This is a genomic window from Chromobacterium sp. CCUG 30098, from assembly GCF_059916605.1.
Genome location: NZ_JAUCGS010000017.1, coordinates 1 through 18,495, shown reverse-complemented (window position 1 = coordinate 18,495; position 18,495 = coordinate 1). Strand labels below are relative to the sequence as shown.

Annotated in this window: 19 protein-coding genes; 6 read left to right on the top strand and 13 right to left on the bottom strand. The window is 60.1% G+C overall.

Going from position 1 to position 18,495, the window contains the following annotated elements; translation table 11 throughout:
* The first annotated feature begins 77 nt into the window (after positions 1-77).
* Complete coding sequence (locus QUG03_RS22435) at positions 78-1,223, top strand: branched-chain amino acid ABC transporter substrate-binding protein (RefSeq protein WP_500821038.1); 1,146 nt, start codon at positions 78-80, stop codon at positions 1,221-1,223.
* Between the two features lie 297 nt (positions 1,224-1,520).
* Here QUG03_RS22435 and QUG03_RS22430 read toward each other — a convergent pair whose 3' ends face one another.
* Entirely contained in the window at positions 1,521-2,195 is a 675-nt protein-coding gene (locus QUG03_RS22430) for a M24 family metallopeptidase (RefSeq protein WP_500821037.1), read from the bottom strand.
* A gap of 559 nt (positions 2,196-2,754) precedes the next feature.
* Here QUG03_RS22430 and QUG03_RS22425 point away from each other — a divergent pair.
* Positions 2,755-3,195, top strand: coding sequence for a hypothetical protein (locus tag QUG03_RS22425; RefSeq protein WP_107800132.1), 441 nt, complete (start codon positions 2,755-2,757; stop codon positions 3,193-3,195).
* Between the two features lie 179 nt (positions 3,196-3,374).
* On the opposite strand, the gene QUG03_RS22420 is transcribed toward QUG03_RS22425, so the two are convergent.
* Both QUG03_RS22420 and QUG03_RS22415 read right to left on the bottom strand, forming a co-directional pair.
* A complete protein-coding gene (locus QUG03_RS22420) occupies positions 3,375-4,853 on the bottom strand; it encodes a hypothetical protein (RefSeq protein ID WP_500821036.1) in 1,479 nt (492 codons plus the stop codon).
* A 285-nt stretch (positions 4,854-5,138) separates the two neighbouring features.
* A complete protein-coding gene (locus QUG03_RS22415; RefSeq protein WP_500821035.1) occupies positions 5,139-5,381 on the bottom strand; it encodes a VOC family protein in 243 nt (80 codons plus the stop codon).
* Positions 5,382-5,425: 44 nt separating this feature from the next.
* On the opposite strand from QUG03_RS22415, the gene QUG03_RS22410 reads away from it, so the two are divergent.
* Positions 5,426-5,680, top strand: coding sequence for a hypothetical protein (locus QUG03_RS22410; RefSeq protein WP_500821034.1), 255 nt, complete (start codon positions 5,426-5,428; stop codon positions 5,678-5,680).
* A gap of 176 nt (positions 5,681-5,856) precedes the next feature.
* Here the strand turns inward: QUG03_RS22410 and QUG03_RS22405 are convergent, their stop codons facing one another.
* From QUG03_RS22405 to QUG03_RS22385, 5 genes are all read right to left on the bottom strand, one after another.
* Positions 5,857-6,510: a hypothetical protein gene (locus QUG03_RS22405; protein ID WP_500821033.1), complete on the bottom strand. Its 654-nt coding sequence runs from the start codon at positions 6,508-6,510 to the stop codon at positions 5,857-5,859.
* A 406-nt stretch (positions 6,511-6,916) separates the two neighbouring features.
* Complete coding sequence (locus tag QUG03_RS22400) at positions 6,917-7,393, bottom strand: VOC family protein (RefSeq protein ID WP_500821032.1); 477 nt, start codon at positions 7,391-7,393, stop codon at positions 6,917-6,919.
* 200 nt (positions 7,394-7,593) lie between these two features.
* The gene (gene pflB, locus QUG03_RS22395; RefSeq protein ID WP_107800127.1) at positions 7,594-9,852 is read right to left on the bottom strand and encodes a formate C-acetyltransferase; all 2,259 of its coding nucleotides are present in this window, start codon (positions 9,850-9,852) and stop codon (positions 7,594-7,596) included.
* A 227-nt stretch (positions 9,853-10,079) separates the two neighbouring features.
* On the bottom strand, positions 10,080-10,907 hold the full coding sequence (locus QUG03_RS22390) for a formate/nitrite transporter family protein (protein WP_500821031.1): 828 nt from the start codon (positions 10,905-10,907) through the stop codon (positions 10,080-10,082).
* A gap of 5 nt (positions 10,908-10,912) precedes the next feature.
* Entirely contained in the window at positions 10,913-11,125 is a 213-nt protein-coding gene (locus QUG03_RS22385; RefSeq protein ID WP_500821030.1) for a hypothetical protein, read from the bottom strand.
* Between the two features lie 1,000 nt (positions 11,126-12,125).
* On the opposite strand from QUG03_RS22385, the gene QUG03_RS22380 reads away from it, so the two are divergent.
* From QUG03_RS22380 to QUG03_RS22370, 3 genes are all read left to right on the top strand, one after another.
* Positions 12,126-12,347: a hypothetical protein gene (locus QUG03_RS22380; protein WP_500821029.1), complete on the top strand. Its 222-nt coding sequence runs from the start codon at positions 12,126-12,128 to the stop codon at positions 12,345-12,347.
* A 326-nt stretch (positions 12,348-12,673) separates the two neighbouring features.
* Positions 12,674-13,963: an HAAAP family serine/threonine permease gene (locus tag QUG03_RS22375; RefSeq protein WP_107801908.1), complete on the top strand. Its 1,290-nt coding sequence runs from the start codon at positions 12,674-12,676 to the stop codon at positions 13,961-13,963.
* Between the two features lie 73 nt (positions 13,964-14,036).
* Entirely contained in the window at positions 14,037-15,437 is a 1,401-nt protein-coding gene (locus QUG03_RS22370) for an L-serine ammonia-lyase (protein WP_107800124.1), read from the top strand.
* Between the two features lie 67 nt (positions 15,438-15,504).
* On the opposite strand, the gene QUG03_RS22365 is transcribed toward QUG03_RS22370, so the two are convergent.
* The 5 genes from QUG03_RS22365 to QUG03_RS22345 all read right to left on the bottom strand — a co-directional run bounded on the left by QUG03_RS22365 (position 15,505) and on the right by QUG03_RS22345 (position 18,492).
* Positions 15,505-16,305 (bottom strand): anti-sigma factor family protein, encoded by an 801-nt coding sequence (locus QUG03_RS22365; RefSeq protein WP_500821028.1) that lies wholly within the window; start codon positions 16,303-16,305, stop codon positions 15,505-15,507.
* A complete protein-coding gene (locus QUG03_RS22360) occupies positions 16,305-16,823 on the bottom strand; it encodes an RNA polymerase sigma factor (RefSeq protein ID WP_107800122.1) in 519 nt (172 codons plus the stop codon). Before QUG03_RS22360 ends, QUG03_RS22365 begins: the two co-directional genes overlap by 1 nt.
* On the bottom strand, positions 16,820-17,806 hold the full coding sequence (locus QUG03_RS22355) for a YncE family protein (protein WP_500821027.1): 987 nt from the start codon (positions 17,804-17,806) through the stop codon (positions 16,820-16,822). The genes QUG03_RS22360 and QUG03_RS22355 overlap by 4 nt, the downstream gene beginning before the upstream one ends.
* The gene (locus QUG03_RS22350) at positions 17,793-18,152 is read right to left on the bottom strand and encodes a COG4315 family predicted lipoprotein (RefSeq protein ID WP_166453132.1); all 360 of its coding nucleotides are present in this window, start codon (positions 18,150-18,152) and stop codon (positions 17,793-17,795) included. Before QUG03_RS22350 ends, QUG03_RS22355 begins: the two co-directional genes overlap by 14 nt.
* A gap of 232 nt (positions 18,153-18,384) precedes the next feature.
* Positions 18,385-18,492 (bottom strand): ABC transporter ATP-binding protein, encoded by a 108-nt coding sequence (locus QUG03_RS22345; protein ID WP_500821059.1) that lies wholly within the window; start codon positions 18,490-18,492, stop codon positions 18,385-18,387.
* Positions 18,493-18,495 lie beyond the last annotated feature (3 nt).

Here is an 18,495-nt window from a genome sequence, read left to right as displayed (position 1 = left end):
CTTGCGTGGCGGCCCCCGGCCGCGCAAGGCGATGGCGCGGCCAGCCATCAAAACAGAGCAGCGCAAAGGAGACACGCATGAAACAGCAGCATCCTCGCAGCCTGACCGCCCTATTGGCTCTTGGCGGCACGATGACCCTCTTCGCCCTCAGCCCCGCCCATGCCGACACCGTGGTGAAAATAGGCTTCTCCTCGCCCTTGTCCGGCCCGCAATCCCACTACGGCAAGGACAATGAGAACGGAGCCAGGCTGGCGATCAACGAGCTGAACGCCAAGCCCATCACCCTCGGCGGCCAAAAAGTGAAGTTCGAACTACGGTCCGAAGACGACCAGGCGGACCCGCGAGCCGGCACGCAAGCCGCTCAACGCCTGATGGATGCCGGCGTCAAAGCGGTGATCGGCCACTTCAACTCCGGCGTCACCATTCCCGCCTCGCGCATCTACGCCAAGGCCGGCGTCCCGCAGCTGTCGGTCTCCACCAACCCCGCCTACACCGCCGCCGCCTACAAAACCGCCTTCCGTCTGGTGGGCAGCGACAGCCAGGTGGGCGGCGCGCTGGGCCGCTACGCGGTACAGCAGCTCAAGGCGCAGCGCATCGCGGTCATCGACGATCGCACCGCTTACGGCCAGGGCATTGCCGACGAATTCATCCAATCCATCACCCGCCTGGGCAAGCCGCCGATCAAGCGTGAATACACCCATGACAAGGCCACCGATTTCAGCGCCATCCTGACCGCGCTGAAGGCGCAGAAACCGGACATCGTGTTCTACGGCGGCGCGGACGCCCAAGCCGCGCCGATGGCGCGCCAGATGAAGCGCCTGGGCATGAGCGCCACCTTGATGGGCGGCGACATGCTGAACACCGAGACCTTTATCAAACTGGCCGGCGCCAATGCGCTTGGCCACATCTCCGCCGTACCCGGCGGGCCGCTGGAGGCGCGGCCGGCAGGCAAGGCTTTTCAAGCGCGCTACCAGGCCAGTTACCAACAAAACGTCGTCCTGTTCGCCCCGCACTTCTACGACGCGGTCATGATGGTGGCCGACGCCATGAAGCGCGCCAACTCGCCGGAACCGGCCCAATACCTGCCGCTGCTGGCCCAAACCCGCTACCAGGGCGTCAGCGCCGACTTCAGCTTCGACACAAACGGCAATCTGAAGCAAGCGCCGGTGACGATCTCCGCGGTGGAAGGCAATGCCTGGAAGGTGCGGTCGGTGGTGCAGTAAGAACCGGTTTACGATCTGCTGCGCGTCGGCGATACGGCGTTGAAAACAGCTTCGAAATGCTCATGTACCACGCGTACATTCCGCTTTCTCAGCCGTTTTCGCCTTGTCTCGCCTTAGCTCGCGAGATCGTAAACACGTTCTAAGAACCAGTTCATAATCTGCTGCGCGTCGGCGATACCGCCTTGCCTCAGGTGCTCTGCGGGGTTTTGCCAGCCTTTCTTAGTTCGCCCGCGTCGCGGACGCAAACCCCGGCCAAGCGTCAAAGCTGGCGGGCGGCTTGCCGCCGCCCTCCATGGATCAGCCCTCGATCACCAACAGGTCTTCATAGAAAGCGCCAAACTCGCCGGACGGATCGGCAATCTGGATTTCCAGAATCCACAAACCGGTGTCCGGGCATTGGGTGAAATCGCCCAGGCTGCCGGCCTTGTAAATGGCGTGCGGAAAGTCCGACACCCGGTGGCCCTTGATGTCCAGGTTCAGCCGCCAGCCCATTGCCTCGACGCGCTCCGCCGCGTACTGGTACAAGGCCGGGCCGGCCAGCCGCTCGCGCCGCCACTTGTCCGCCACCTCCTGCCACAGCTGGCGCGCCGCCTCGGCACAGGCCTGCTTGCGCGCGTTGTCGCCGACCACGAAGGTATCTCCGGCGTCGCCCTCGTGGCCGTCCCAGACGATGCCCAGATCAATGAAAAAGATGTCGTCGTCCAGCAGCACATTGTCCGGGTCGATCTGCTGCTTGAAGATCTTCAGCGTACTGCGGCCAAAGCGGATGATGATGCCGTGCCAGATGCGGTCCATGCCCATGCTTTCCAGCTCAGCCTTGGCCAAATCCTTGGCCTGCTGTTCGGTCATGCCGGGGCGGATCTGCGCGGCGATGCGCCGCACCGCCGCCATGGTTTTGTCGCGGGCGACGATCATTTTTTCCAGGGAGAAAGCGCTGCCCACCGCTTCCGGAGGGAGAGAGACTGTGGTCATGAGAAATGCCCTGTCTTAAGAACCTGTTTGCGACCTGCTGCGCTGCATGAGAGGTGACACGGCGAGTACCGCTTTGGAATGCTCATATACCACAAGTACATTCCGCTTCCTCAGCCGGTTTCGCCTTATCTCGCTCTTGCACGCGAGAACGTAAACACGTTCAAAAAATAAAGTGATGAAATGGGCAGTGAAGTATACCGCAACGCAGCAGAATCATGACATTCAAATCACGGACAAATCCTCCTGCCAGCCCCTGCTCTCGCGTCCCCGCTGGCTTGACCCTGCCGGCCCACTCGGTAACAATCGCCGGGTGCTGTTATTCACGGCACCGGGATTGGCGTCCCGTTCGAAACAGGGGGATGAAGGCGCGTCTGCGCCTTCATCCGTACCCGCTCTACGTCTGTACTTCATGCATGGCTGGCGGGTGCGTGGTGGGAGAGCGCCTAGCGCTCACCGATTCCTTGTTTCTCGGTACGCCAATCCTGTCTCGCGCCTGCCTATACCTACCCAACGACTCACAGGCAGGTGGTTTATCTTGTGTCAGCGCAGGAGAAACACCATGTCGAAAACCTTTCCCACTCGCCGCCGCTATCGCCAAGCCTCGCTGGAAGCGCGCGAAACCCTGCTCCCCTTCGTGTCCCGACGCCCAGGACGGCCGCAAGCCGATTACTGGCAGATGCCGGCCGCCCACCCGGACTACGCCGCCGACTGCGCCTACGGCCGCGAATGCGGCGCGCACTTCGTCCAATGGCTGAAGGACAACCCCGGCTATTGCGGCCAAAGCCTGCTGGCGCGTATCACCCGCGACATCGACTTCCGCAAGCCGGAGCAGCGCGGCTACCGAGTGGGCTTCTTCAACTATCTGGAAGCCATGCTCACGCTGGCCGCGCGCAAGGTGGACGTGTTCGAGCATGTTGACGAACTGCACCGCCAGCAACAGGCGCAGATCAAACGCAAGAATATGGAAAACCGCGCAGTGCGGAAGATAGAGAAGAAGTAAGGAAGAACGAACCCCGGCTTTGGCCGGGGTTTGGTTTGGGGGTGGAGCGTTGGAGAATAGTGCGTGATAAGTTTAGACCCAAAGCGGAAGATACCCTCTTGGGAAAGTAAACCTTTAGGAACGCTTAACTATGGGAGACGGCGACTAGCCTGCTAGACAACCTCCTCTCAATGAAAGGGTTAGGCTTCCTCAAGGAGCTCAAAAAGCTTGAAGACAATTTCGTCCGTGACCTTGTTCGCAAGGTCCGCTCCAAAGTCCGCATAGTTTTTGAACAGAATCCCGACTATGTCTTTTGGTATCCCAGGAACCGGAACATCATCAAGGTAGATCGGGATAACTGCCGCATCAGATATTCTTGGAGTGAAGCATTCTCGCTCGAAGGTTGGCCAAATCTTCTCTACGTGGTATTTGTCGAGAAGACAGATGACGAACCTAGACTGCTCCCCAAATACCTCAGTGAAACTCTTGTGCCATGCTTTGCCAAGATAGTTGGCTTCAAAATATTCATCGTAGAAGACAGCACAATCAAAGAGAACAAGTTGATCGGCGATCAGTTTGGCGAGGCTGCGATTTTCCCCTGCAAAGGAAATTGCGAAGTCAAATTGAAACTCCTTGACCCCTACCCTGAACCCGCATGCGGTACGTATAATCTCCCAATCAAGATGCTTCAGGTAGTAGAAGAGAGCAGGGTCTTCAATCGCAAAGACTTTGGTTTCGGGGTTGTAGTAGAAGTATCTATCACAAATTGGCTTCGATTCAATCAAGGTCGCAAGCCGTTTCTCCTTAATGTTATTGATACTTCCGCGGACATCTGGGCTTGCATTTGCTAGTTCGTTGAGATCAACGATAGAACTGTCTTGATCAGCCACACATCGCAGCAACTTTAGATACGGATCGTTTGTTGATCGGAAGCGACGGCCTCGACAGAACTCTTTAACTGTCTCTTGGTATGTGTGCTCCAGGCGCTGAACGACCCTTGCACGAATTTCTGCTGATGTGTAATTTAAGGGAAGAAGGTCTGCTGCTGTCTCTGTCACATTGTTGATCAGGCAAACTGACTGACAAACCAACTGAGTTAGCCAATAGTCGCCCTTCGTCTCGTCGAAAATGGCATTGTAATCACCAAAATTCACACTCAGTCGTTCCTCACCTTTCCGAACCAATTCAGCCGTTGTCTCAAAAGAAGCAGGGACGATCCGATGAATTCCGCATCGCTTTGCAATGTCATGCACCAAGTGAATTAATTCGCTCCCCACTCGGTTGATACCGATGATAACGACCTTGGGGTGACTATCATCGTCATATTCTTCGGCCGCTATCTTTACAATATCTGCGATCTTTAACTGAATTACATTGTCAAGCCGATGAAAGTCATCAACAATGAAATTTCCTTTTGGCGCAGCATTGGCAAGCTCGAGTATTCGAGGCATGTCCTTGCTTCGACGCGCAGAGAGGTACTCGAAGCCTGATGCAGGTAGAGACTCTTCAATAATCTTTTTGACAGCAGTTGTCTTGCCCGTCCCGGACTGACCTTCAACAATGACGGGCTTCCCAGGATTTCGGATGTCTACCAAGAGTTCACCAAAGTTGGGGGGACGTACAAATGTAAATTCTGGAACCCCCTCGGTTCGAAATACTTCTTCAAGTAAGTGCGGCATAGCACCCTCTCGATTAAATTGATAATCAAAAAAAGATTAGGATATCTAACGTGAAGGAGAGACCAAGAGCGCCAAATAATTTGGATATTGTCCAAAAAGCTAGAACACTGATCAGATCTTTTCTCTTGGGCTGAATGGCTTATTCATCCTCTTATACATATTTTCCCGTCATCAGCTGGGAACAAAAATGACTCCACTCCCTATAGCGGACAATTTGTCGACAGTATGCTTCAAATGGCTACTCCTACCCGTCAGCCACCTCCAGCGACGATAAAACCTTTCTCCCTATCCCCACCTCGCCACCTCAAGCCCCGCAATATCAATCTTCACCCTCCCCATCATCGCGTCGAATACCCGTTTGGCGGCGGCGCGGTCCGGATCGGCCAGCGCCTCGGTCAACCCGCGCGGCGTGATTTGCCAGCTCAGGCCCCATTGATCCTTGCACCAGCCGCAGGCGCTGGCCTGACCGCCATTGCCGACGATGGCCTGCCACAGACGGTCGGTTTCGGCCTGGTCTTCGGTGGCCACCCGACCAGAAGTAATGACGTATAAATTAGACCACTTTATAGCACATGAGCATTTATTGCGGCATTGATCCAAAACAGCCGCGCATAAAAAACCCCCTCAGCCGCGACACTGGCTTCCGCAGGCAGCAGCGGTGCAGCGACCAGGCGGGCTTCTTCAAGCATCTGCAAGCCATGCTCACGCAGGCCGCGCGCAAGATGGACGTGTTTGAGGACGTTGACGAATGGCATCGCCAGCAGCGGGCGCTGCTCAAACGCAAGAGTATGGAAAACCGCTCAGTGCGGCGGATAGAGAAGAAGTAAGGAAGAACGAACCCCGGCTTTGGCCGGGGCTTGGTTTGGGGCGTGACGCTTTCTGAAATAATAATTGCTTAGCTTGCGGCCTCTTACGCCCCCTAGCTGTCCCTCGTGGAGGGCCGCAAGCGGCCAGTCTGCCCATCAAATGGAACTGTCCCCAACCGTACACTGGGAAGTTCGTTTCAGTGGTTCAACTTGAACATATTGACGTGAACGCAGGAGGGGACGGCATAGTAGGTCATCAGGTGCTTCTCCAGTTCCGTCGCTGCCGTGGCGAGGTTCGTCAAAGTGTGAACGCCCGAATTGGGATCGAAGAAATAGAGATCGCTACCGTCATAGGCAAGCGCCACAGAGTGGGGCGTCGCGCTTTGCATGGCGATCAGGGCCGCGCCGCGCCCGCTGCTCACCAATAGTTCGATGGTGTGCGTCAGCAACTGGACGAAGCCTCCCTCGAAGAAGGAAGACAAGGTTCCAATCGACTTGCAGCCCAGGGTCTGCGCCTCCTGTGAGTACAGGTTATGAAACGCCTGGATGGCCTTGCCCTGGTTGCGAATACCAGGAAGGTTGCCTCCTCTGGGGTCGCTGATCGGCTGGTTGTCAATATCGGTTTCATAGGCGCCGGATGTCATGAGGCCATCACAGATCTGGTCCTGCAGAGCCATGATGCGCTCAACCTTCCGACTGATATTCCGCTGTTCCAACATGTCGGCAAGTCCCGGCACCGGACCCAAGTCGAGCGCGCGCATGCAGAAATAAAAGGAAATGCCTTCGCAGGAGCCACTATGCCGTGCGTTGAAGTCACTTTGTTTGCAAGCCAAAACGAGGGTGATAGCCACAACATGCTCCTTGCTTATTCTCGGTTTTCATAACCAGCTTCGACTGACCGAGCCGGATATTCGAAGTGAGTCCTGCTCGAAGAACGATCGGCGAAAGGCATGCAACTGCAATCTGGCCCCTTTAAATTTCCTGTAGCAGGCGCCTGACGCTTCTAAGAACCTGTTTACGATTTGCTGCGCTGCGTGGGGCGTTACACGATGAGTACGCCTTCGAAATGCTCATGTACCACTTGTACATTCCGCTTTCTCAGCCGTTTTCGCCTTGTCTCGCTCTTGCTCGCAAGAGCGTAAACACGTTCTACGCAATTGAAACAAGAAAAGCATTGGGCTCAGGGGTGAGCCGATGGCGTGTTGCTGCCCGAAATCAGCCTCTTTTGGCCATCAACAGCCACCTGAAAAATAACAACTATCCCCTCCTCGCCTTCTCAATCCCGGCAATATCAATCTTCACCATCTCCATCATCGCGTCGAACACCCGCTTGGCGGCGGCGCGGTCTGGATCGGCCAGCGCCTCGGTCAACACGCGCGGGGTGATTTGCCAGCTTAGGCCCCATTTATCCTTGCACCAGCCGCAGGCGCTGGCCTGGCCGCCGTTGCCGACGATGGCCTGCCACAGGCGGTCGGTTTCCGCCTGGTCTTCGGTGGCCACTTGGAAGGAGAAGGCTTCGCTGTGTTTGAAGGCTGGGCCGCCGTTGATACCCAGACAGGGGATGCCCAGCACGGTGAATGCCACGGTGAGCGCATCGCCTTCCTTGCCGGCCGGGTAGTCGCCGGGCGCGCGCAGCACCGCGCCGACGCGGCTGTCCGGGAAGGTGGCGGCGTAGAAGCGCGCGGCGTCTTCGGCGTCGCGGTCGTACCACAGGCAGATGGTGTTTTTGTCCACTCCCCATCCCTTTGCTGGCTCATATCGCTCAAAGACAGGCCATTGCCATGCGCAAGAATAAGCAATGGCCGCATGCCCAAAACATACATTTGTCATGGTAGACAATTTTGGCGATCTCGCCGCGCGCATAAAAAAAGCCTCCCCTAAGGGAGGCTTGGCGCTGTGCCGGCTGGCCGTCGCGGTGGCCAGCGGCGTTGGACTTACATGCTGCCGTGGAAGGTGCGGTTGATCACGTCCAGCTGTTGCTCGCGCGTCAGCTTGACGAAGTTCACCGCATAGCCGGACACGCGGATGGTCAGTTGCGGGTACAGCTCCGGGTGTTCCATCGCGTCCATCAGGGTTTCGCGCTTGAACACGTTGACGTTGACGTGGAAACCGCCGGCGTCGGAGAAACCGTCCAGGCAGTTGGCCAGGTTGGCTACGCGTTCTTCTTCGCTATGGCCCAATGCGTCCGGGGTGGCGGAGGCGGTCCAGCTGATGCCGTCCAGCGCGGCTTCATACGGCAGCTTGGCTACCGATGCGCCCGCGGCGACAAAGCCTTTCACGTCGCGGCCGTTCATCGGGTTGGCGCCCGGGGCGAACGGTTCGCCGGCGCGGCGGCCGCACGGGGTGTTGCCGGTTTTCTTGCCGTACACCACGTTGGAGGTGATGGTGAGCACGGACTGAGTCGGCATCGCGTTGCGGTAGAAGTGCGGCTGGGCCTTGATCTTGTCCATGAAGGTTTCGGTCAGCCATACCGCGATGCTGTCGGCGCGGTCGTCGTTGTTGCCGTAAGCCGGGTAGTCGCCTTCGATCTTGTAGTCCACCGCCAGGCCCGCTTCGTTGCGGATGATGTGCACTTTGGCGTGCTTGATGGCGGACAGGGAGTCGGCGGCCACGGACAGGCCGGCGATGCCGCAAGCCATGGTGCGCAGGATGTCGCGGTCGTGCAGCGCCATTTCAATGCGTTCGTAGGCGTACTTGTCGTGCATGTAGTGGATGCAGTTCAGCGCCTTGACGTAAGTCGCGGCCAGCCAGTCCATCAGCAGGTCGAACTTGGGCATCAGTTCGTCGTAAGTCAGCACGTCGCTCTTGATCGGCTCGAAGCCCTTGGCCACTTGCACGCCGGATTTTTCATCCACGCCGCCGTTGATGGCGTAGAGCATGGCTTTGGCCAGGTTGGCGCGGGCGCCGAAGAACTGCATTTGCTTGCCGATGCGCATCGCGGACACGCAGCAGGCGATGCCGTAGTCGTCGCCCCAGTGCGGACGCATCAGGTCGTCGTTTTCGTACTGGATGGAGCTGGTGTCGATGGACACTTTGGCGCAGAAGTCTTTGAAGCCGCGCGGCAGCTGGGTGGACCACAGCACGGTCAGGTTGGGTTCCGGCGCCGGGCCCAGGTTGTACAGGGTGTTGAGGAAGCGGAAGCTGCTCTTGCTCACCAGGGTGCGGCCGTCTTCGCCCATGCCGCCGATGGATTCGGTCACCCAGGTCGGGTCGCCGGAGAACAGTTGGTCGTATTCCGGGGTGCGCAGGAAGCGCACGATGCGCAGCTTGATCACCAGGTCGTCGATCATTTCCTGGGCTTGTTCTTCAGTCAGCGCGCCGGAGGCCAGATCGCGCTCGATGTAGACGTCCAGGAAGGTGGCGACGCGGCCGAAGGACATGGCGGCGCCGTTTTGTTCTTTCACGGCGGCCAGGTAGGCGAAGTAGGTCCACTGCACCGCTTCGCGGGCGTTGACGGCCGGGCGGCTGATGTCGAAGCCGTACTTGGCGGCCATCTGCTTCAGTTCGTCCAGCGCGCGGAATTGTTCGGACAGTTCTTCGCGCAGGCGCAGCACGTCTTCGTTGAAAACGGCGTCGTCCAGCTCATGGAATACTTTTTGGCGTTCGGCGCGCAGGAAGTCGGTGCCGTACAGGGCCACGCGGCGGTAGTCGCCGATGATGCGGCCGCGGCCGTAGGCGTCCGGCAGGCCGGTGATCACGCCGGATTTACGCGCGGCCATGATGTCCGGGGTGTAGGTGTCGAACACCCCCTGGTTGTGGCTCTTGCGATAGTGGGTCCACACGTCCTTGATGACCGGGTCCAGCTTGAAGCCGAAGGCTTCCAGGCCGTTCTCAACCATGCGCAGGCCGCCGTTGGGCATGATGGCGCGCTTGAGCGGCGCATCGGTTTGCAGGCCGACGATGACTTCGCTGGCTTGGTCGATGTAGCCGGCGTCATGCGCGGTGATGGAGCTGCCGCGGTCAGCGGCTACGTCCAGCACGCCACGGGCGCGTTCTTCTTTCAGCAACTCGCTCAGGGTGTCCCACAGCTTTTGGGTGCGCGCGGTAGCGGGTGCCAGGAAGCTGGCGTCGCCTTCAAACGGCTTGTAGTTCAGCTGGATGAAGTTGCGGACATCCACCTTGCTTTGCCATTCACCGCCGGTGAAATCGCGCCAGGGGTTGGCTTGAGTCGCGTCACGATTCAGAGCATCCATGTGTGCCTCCTAGTAACTATCAGTAAATGTTGAGTACTGAACATATTGTACATTCGGTTTCGAAAAAAATCGTTTGATAAAGATCAACTGCCACAGACTAAAACGCGCGTGCGGCCCCGCCCGAGTTGGCGGCAAAGTCTCTTAAAAAACGCTTTATTTTCAATAACCTGAAAAACCACATCAACACGCCGTCATTGTAGCCGGCGCATTACATTCGAAAACGAACATCAAACACTCGTTCCAAGCGCCGCCGCGGCCGGTTTTGCGGCTTCGCGCCGCGCCGGCAGGGTGTGGCGCTCCAGCAGGTAAACCACCAGGCCCACGCCCAGCGCGCCGCCGGCGATATTGCCCAGGGTGGCCGGAATCATATTGTGCAGGATGGCGGCGGCGTCCAGGCCTTGCATGCCGTGCAGCAGCGCCAGCGAGAAGAAGGCCATATTGGCGATGCTGTGCTCAAAGCCGGAGAAGAAGAACACGAAGACCAGCAGCAGGATCATCAGCATCTTGGCGGCGTCGCCGGCCATGCGCAGCGGCACCCATACCGCCAGACAGATCACCCAGTTGCACAGCGCGCCCTTCCAGAAGACTTCCCAGCCGCCGGCGTGCACTTTGTGCGCGGCCACATTGAACAGCAGGTGGTCGGCCGGCAGGCTGCCCATGCCGCCGGCGCCGGCGAACACGGCGGTAAACAGCAACACGCCCAGCAGATTGCCCAGGTAGACCATGGTCCAGCTGCGCAGCAGGTTGCAGACGCGGCAGTCGCCGCTGAGCACGCCCACGCTGAAGTACATCACATTGCTGGTGAACAGTTCCAGCTTGCAGACGATGATGCTGACCAGGGCCACGCCGAAGAAGCCGGCCACGGCGATGTAGTAGCCGGGGGAGCCGACGGCGAAGAAGACCTGGCCCAGCTTGAGGCTGACGCTGAGCACCACGGCGATCAGCGCGCCGGCCATGCCGGCGCTCAATAGATAGCGGCCGGGGTGCTGACGCAGCACGGTCTGTTTGGCGGCGGCTTCTGCCGCGACGTAGGCGAGTGTGGAGGCGTGATTCATGTTTTTCATTTCGCGAGCTTGGGCAACGCCGCCAGCCGCGGGTCCATCTTGATGCAATGCCTATCAACTGCTGATGCCGTTTTCAGGTTTTGCCGGATTTCGCCCGGCCCGGCCTGCTTCCGGCATTGGCTTGGTTGGCTGTCATCCTTGATTGGTTCCCGCGTCTGCGCTTGCCCTGATTGTTGATTCACGAAAATTTTATGTTCGTATTGCATCATTGTTGTTTGATAACTATCAAACGCAAGCCTTTCCTTGGCACGCTTTCGCTCAAGCCTTTCTTTTTACAACATGCCCGGCAATGGATTTGCCGTCTCCGCCGCGGTTCAGCCGCCGGCTCTCCTTAGATCCGGTTCAAAGCCTGCCGCGCTTTACAAGACGTGGCGCGGCGAGCGCCGCTTCGAAATGCGGACGCACCGCGCGCGCATCCCGCTTTCTCAGCGGTTTCCGCCCCGCCTCGCTCCGGCTCGCGAGACGTTGACAGCCTATTGCGCAGCCATTGAAGAGCCGCCGCGCCAGACGGGACGCGGCGCAGCAATCGCGGTTTCGAGGATGCGCATGCGTCCCTGGCGCATTCCGCCCTTGAGACCGCCGCGCCTGGCCTTGCCCCTAATCGCGCGGTCTTGAACCGCTAGCGCGGCCAAGCAACCCCGATGCCGCGTGCGCCGACTTGAGCGATTCCCATAGCGCCGGCGTTGGCGCGCCTTGCTTCAGCCGCATAACCTGAGCGTGTTTGCCGCTCTTAAGAGGCGGTTCACCGCCTGCCGCGTGTCAGCGGGATGGTCAGAGCGAGGCCTTGAAACCGGCTTCAGAGCGCCCATGCGCCCCTTGCGCATTCCGCTTCTTCGGCGGCAAGGCCTTGCCTGGTGCTTGCTCGAGAGACTTTGAACAGGCTCTTAGGCGGATGGCAAGCGCGATAACAAACAATGAAAAACATCATATAAATCACATGGATAATAGAAAAACGATCGTTTGAACGCTAGCGACATGTTGGAAACCAACCAAATAATGTTCGTTTTGAAATATTTTTGTTCGTTTTCGAAAACAATCTGACTGCTCAGATTTCATATTATGATACTCCACCGCCCGCCCTCGGCTCTGCTGATATAGCAAATGTCTTGACGCAAGCGGCGGCGCCCAGCGCCTCTCCCCCATCCCCGCCCCCAGACGTCAAAACAGAATTAATTCATTTTATTCATCAAGTTATCCAGAAAAAACCGGATGGACAAACCACTCGCCGCAGCCAAGCACCCGTGCCGTCGCGCCAGCGGCAAGCATGCCATTGGCGTGTTCCTTCCCGCTACAACTGCCTCGAACTATTGCGCAAAGTCGATGCGCTTTTTCAAGCAAGCGCTCGATTTCACTCAGCAACAATCAGCAAAGCAACAAGAAAACAAAGCAATCCGAAAATTGGAAGATTCTCAAAAAATGCGCGCTTTCTAGCCATTTTTTCAATAAACATAGATATTTTGTAGTTTTTTAAACCAAAACAAAGCAATCGTCATGATATTGATAAGACATCTACAGCAAATAGCAATTGTTCGGATGTTCGTTTTGCTTCAAAATAAAGTTGATTAGAATCAACTGATGTTCTGAAAGGTGTAACCCTCGCAGTACAACTGCCTATACCATGCACATCAATGAAGCCGTGAATCACTAATCAGCGGTTCCAGCTACTGACCAAAAGTCTAGCAAGAGATGAAAACGGCGCGCCGCCGGGCGGCACGCCAGAACGATTACCCCATTTGTCTTTAATGAAGGCCAATATCATGTCTCAAGCCGTTTCCACCCCCCTGCCCAAATCAGGCGCTTCGTCCTCCTGGACCAAGCAAGATACCGTCTGGATGTTGGGTCTGTACGGCACCGCCATTGGCGCCGGCACCTTGTTCCTGCCCATCAACGCAGGCATTGGCGGTCTGTGGCCGCTGATCGTCATGGCGCTGCTGGCCCTGCCGCTGACTTTCTTCGCTCACCGCGGCCTCACCCGTTTCGTACTGTCCAGCTCCAAGCCGGGCGCCGACATCACCGAGGTGGTGGAAGAGCACTTTGGCGTGGGCGCGGGCAAGCTGATCACCCTGCTCTACTTCTTCGCCATCTACCCCATTCTGTTGGTGTATAGCGTTGCCATCACCAATACCGTGCAATCCTTCATGGTCAACCAGCTGGGCGTGTCCGCTCCGCCGCGCGCCATCCTGTCGCTGATCCTGATCCTGGGTCTGATGGCCATCGTGCGCCTGGGCGAGAAGATGATCGTCAAGGCCATGAGCGTGTTGGTTTACCCCTTTGTCGCCTGCCTGATGCTGCTGGCGCTGTACCTGGTTCCGGAATGGAACAGCTCGGCCATCCAGCAAGCCGGCAGCCTGGGCGACGCCCTGTCCCACGGCGCGTTCTACAAAACGCTGTGGCTGGCCATCCCGGTCATGGTGTTCTCCTTCAACCACTCGCCCATCATTTCGTCCTTCTCGGTTGACCAGCAGAAGCTGCATGGCGACGCCGCGGAGCCGGCCGCCGGCCGCGTGCTGATCCGCGCTCACATCATGATGGTGCTGTCGGTGATGTTCTTCGTGTTCAGCTGCGTGTTCAGCCTGTCCCCGGCGGACCTGGCCGCCGCCAAGGCGCAGAACATTTCCATCCTGTCCTACCTCGCCAACCACTTCCGCAACCCGGTGATTGAATGGGTGGCTCCGCTGATCGCCATCGTCGCCATCAGCAAGTCCTTCCTGGGTCACTACCTGGGCGCCAAAGAAGGCTTCAACGGCCTGATCATCAAGCAACTGCGCCAGAGCGGCAAATCCATCGAGACCGCCAAACTGGACCGCTTCACCGCCGTGTTCATGATCATCACCACCTGGGCCGTGGCCACCTTCAACCCCAGCATCCTGGGCATGATCGAAACCCTGGGCGGCCCGGTGATCGCGATGCTGCTGTTCCTGATGCCGATGTACGCCATCGCCAAAGTACCGGCCATGAAGAAATACTCCGGCGCCGCCAGCAACATCTTCGTGGTTCTGATCGGCCTGATCGCCATCTCCGCCATCTTCTACGATCTGTTCGCCTGATCGCCCTTCTCTGACAGCCCGGCCGGTCACGGCCGGCCGGGCTCCTCAGTATCAAGCCAAGAGGTAAGCAATCATGTTCAGCATGACTGATATCTACAAAATCGGCGTCGGCCCCTCCAGTTCCCACACCGTCGGTCCGATGAAGGCCGGCCACCAGTTCCTGGGCTCGCTCAAGGAAACCGGCCGTTTCAACCAAGTCACCCATGTTCACGTCGACTGCTACGGCTCGCTGGCCCTGACCGGCAAGGGGCATTGCACCGACCACGCCATCATCCTGGGCCTGGCCGGCAATCTGCCGGACACCGTGGACCCGGAACAAACGCCGGCCCTGATCGCCGATGTGGAAAAAACCCGCCAGCTGACGCTGGGCCGCACGCATCAGCGCGTGGGCTTCGACATGGATTTCCACACCGCCAACCTGCCGATGCACGAAAACGGCATGCAGATCCACGCCTTTGTCGGCGACGAGTGCGTGCTGACCAAGACGTATTATTCGATCGGCGGCGGCTTCATCGTGGACGAGGAGCATTTCAATCAAAGCTCCTGCAGCGACACCCCGGTGCCTTACCACTTCCTCAGCGCGCAGCAGATGATGGATATGTGCGAGGAAACCGGCCTGTCCATTTCCGCGCTGGTGATGGAAAACGAAAAAGCCTTCCATGAGGTCAAGGACGTTCAGCAGCATTTCGCCAAAGTGTGGGATGTGATGAAGACCAGCATTGACCGCGGCATGCGCACCGAGGGCAATCTGCCCGGCCCGATGCGGATTCCGCGCCGCGCGCCGGCCCTGCACCGGATGCTGACCAGCTCCTTGCAAGTGGCCAAGGACCCGATGAGCGTGATGGACTGGGTCAATATGTACGCGATGGCGATGTCGGAAGAAAACGCGGCCGGCGGCCGCGTGGTCACCGCGCCCACCAACGGCGCCTGCGGCATCGTGCCGGCGGTGCTGGCCTACTACAACCACTTCATCCAGCCGCTGGACGAGGACAGCTGCCTGCGCTTCTTCCTGTCTTCCGGCGCCATTGGTTGCCTGTTCAAGCTGAACGCGTCGATCTCCGGCGCCGAGGTGGGCTGTCAGGGCGAGGTGGGCGTGGCTTGTTCCATGGCCGCGGCCGGCCTGACCGAGTTGATGGGCGGCAGCCCGTCCCAGGTGTGCATGGCGGCGGAAATCGCCATGGAGCACAACCTGGGCCTGACTTGCGACCCGGTGGGCGGCCAGGTGCAGATTCCCTGCATCGAGCGCAACGCCATCGCCGCGGTCAAGGCCATCAACGCCGCGCGCATGGCCATGCACCGCGTCAGCAGCCCCAAGGTGTCGCTGGACAAGGTGATCGCCGCCATGTACGAAACCGGCAAGGACATGGACGCCAAGTACCGTGAAACCTCCTGCGGCGGCCTGGCCCTGCAGATCGTGACCGAGAGCAAGGTGGCGCCGACCCAGGCCATCCGCTGGGTGAACGACGCGGCCTGAGCTTAGGCCAGCCGTCAAAAGACAACGCCGCCGGGGCAAACCCGGCGGCGTTTTTTTTGCCCGCGGCTCAGGAGGTCCGCAACTGGCCGTGCGCCGCCTCCGCCAACCGCCCCAGCTCATCCCGCGACAGGCCGGCCGACAAGGCGTAGGCGAAGCGGCCGTCCCACCAATAAAACACGTTGACCGGCCCCTGGCTGGCGAAGCGGAAGCCCGCGTCCCGCCGAGGCGCGGCGGTGGTGGCCACGTACAAGGTCATGCGCTGGCCGGCGGCGTTGTGATACATGAACTGGGCCACCGGCCCTTGTTCGCCCGGCAACAGCCGGCCGCCAATCAACTCATAGCCTTGCGCGCTCAACAGCGGCGGCTTGACCCGGCTTTGCAGCCGTTTGGACAGCCAGGCCACCAACTGGTCCTGATGCTCGGCGTCGATTTCCACCGGCCGCTTCACGTCCGGGCTGTACACCACATGCGCCATCGCCGCCAAGCGCGGCAAAGGCTCCTGGCCTTCCGCCGCCGCCGCCCACTGCGCAGCCGGCGCTTGCAGCTGACCGCGCAACAACCAGCCGCCGCCGCCGCCCAGGGCCAACATCAGCACGGATGCGGCCGCGCCCTGCCACCACGGCGCCCGCCACCCTCGCCGCAACGGAGCCGGCGGCGGCAGCGCGGCGGCCAGCAGGCGCGGCGGGACGGGCTCTCGCAAGGCCGGCTCGAACAAGGCGCCGATATCGTCCTGCAAGCTGCGGTAAGCCCGCAGCCGTTCCCGCGCCTCCGGATGGTTGTCCAGATAGGCTTCCACCGCCGCGCGCCGCTCCAGCGGCAAGGCGTCGTCCAGATAAGCCTGCAATTCCTGTTCCGTGACCGTTTCCATCAAACTCCTCCTCCGGCGGCCGGCGCGGCGCCCGCCTCCATCAAACCGCGCAAGCGTTCGCGCCCCCGGCTCAGCCGCGACATCACCGTGCCCAGCGGAATATCCAAGGTCGCTGCAATCTGCTGATAGCTCATGTCTTCCAGCGCCAGCAGCAGCAACACGGCGCGCTGCTCCTCCGGCAGCCGGGCCAGATTGGCCGCCAGTTCGCGCAGCGCCAGGCCGCGCTCCTGCGGCGCGTCCACCGTCAGCTCGGCCATATCCTCCGACAGCGGCTGCCGCCTGGCGCCGTAACGGCGAAAGTCATCGATATGCTGCCGGTGCATGATGCCGAACAGCCAGGGGCGCAAGTCGCGGTCTTCCCGCCATTGCCGCCACTTGCGCCAGGCTTGCTCCAGCGTGTCCTGCACCAGATCGTCCGCCGCGCCCTGATCGAACACCAGGGCGCGGGCATAACGCCTCAGGCGCGGAATGCAATCCACCAGCAGACGGTGGAAGCGCTGTTGGGCGGCCTCGCTCATCCAGCGCCGGGGGCCAGCACCCGGACAATGGCCTTACGCGTCAAATCCACCTCCGCAATGCCCAGATCTTCGTTCAACACCCAGGCCTTGCCGCTGTCCCGGCTGAAGCTGATGGCCTGGCGCGGCCCGCTGAAGCCGGTGATTTCCCCCACCGCTTCGAACGCCGGCAAGGACACCACGGTCAGCGAGTGGCTCTTGAGGTTGCCGGAATACAGGAAGCGCCCGTCCGGCCGCAAGGCCGCGCCGTAAGGTTCTTGCCCCACTTTCACCGTCTTGATCACGGTCCGGCTGGGCACATCCACCCAGGACAGCGTATCCGCGCCACTATTGGCGGCGAACACGCTGCGGCCGTCGCCGCTGACGGAGATGGCGCGCAGCTTGTCGAAACCGCCCACCTCGGCGCGGGTCTCCAGCTTGGCCGCGTCCACCAGGGTGATCTTGTCGCCCAGAAAGTTGGTGACGAACACGGTGCCGCCGTCCGGCGATAGCTTGATGCCCTGGCGCGGCTGGGCGAAACCGGTCAGCACTTTTTCCACCTTCCATTGCGGCAGATTGACCACGGTCAGGCTGCCGGCGGCCTGATTATTGACGTAGAGCCGGCTGCCGTCCCGGTTCAGCGCGGTGCCGAAAGCCCCCGGCCCGATGGCCAGGCTGGCTTCCCGCGTCCAACTGCCCGCGTGCCAGCGCTCCACCACCCCCTTGCTGCTGTCGGAGACGTAGAAACGTTCCCCGTCCGGGGAAAACACGATATTGCGCGGCGTGACAAAGCCCGGCAGTTCGCGCAGCAGCTTGCCGGCGCGCAGATCGTAGGCCAGCAGCGTGCCGCGGGAACTGTTGCCGGCCAGGGCCAGCGTTTCCGCCGGATTGACCGCCAGGGTGTTGTTGCGGATTTGCGGATCGAAAGCCGCCGGCTCCTGCGCCCAGGCCAAGGGTGTCGACAACGCCGCCAACAGCAGCGCCGCCCTCGCTTTAACGCGCCACATGCCATACCTCCTTGAAGCCGTCGCCGGCGCGCTCGCCCGGCTTGCCGTCTTTGGCGAAACGGTACAAGGGCTTGCCTTGATACGCCCACTGCGTCTGGCCGTCGTCGCGGCGGATTCGGCTGAAACCCTCCGGCGCGCTGTCCTCGGCCGCCGCCAGCAAGGGCGGCCACAGCGCCGCGCAAGCCTGATTGCACGCGCTGCGGCCGCTGCCGGCCGCATCCTTGTCGAAGACGTACAGCGTCATGCCTTGCGCGTCCACCAGCGCGCCGTCGCGCCGCGACGCCGCCTCCCCGGCCAACGCGCCCATGCTCAGCGCCGTCAGCGCCACCGCCATCCATGCTTTCATCGCAGACTCCTCCCGTTGTAGAACACGCGGCCACTGCCGGCCCTCATTTCAAGGCCTGCGCGCCGCGGCGCTCCATCTTGACGAAACCGCCGACCATTCGGCGTTCAGTACGGGGTATACGGACGGACGGCGCGCTTTATTCCCACCGCGACGCGTTTTTTTCGGTTCTTGCCGCCAAAGCATGAAAAAACCGCCGGTTTCCCGGCGGTTTTGTGCGAATGGCCGTCAGCGCTCAAGCCGGCGCCATGCCCACCCAGCCTTGCGGGATGGACTCCAACAGCTTGCGGGTATAGCTCTGCCGCGGTTCGCGGTAGATCTGGTCCGCGTCCGCCTGCTCCACCAC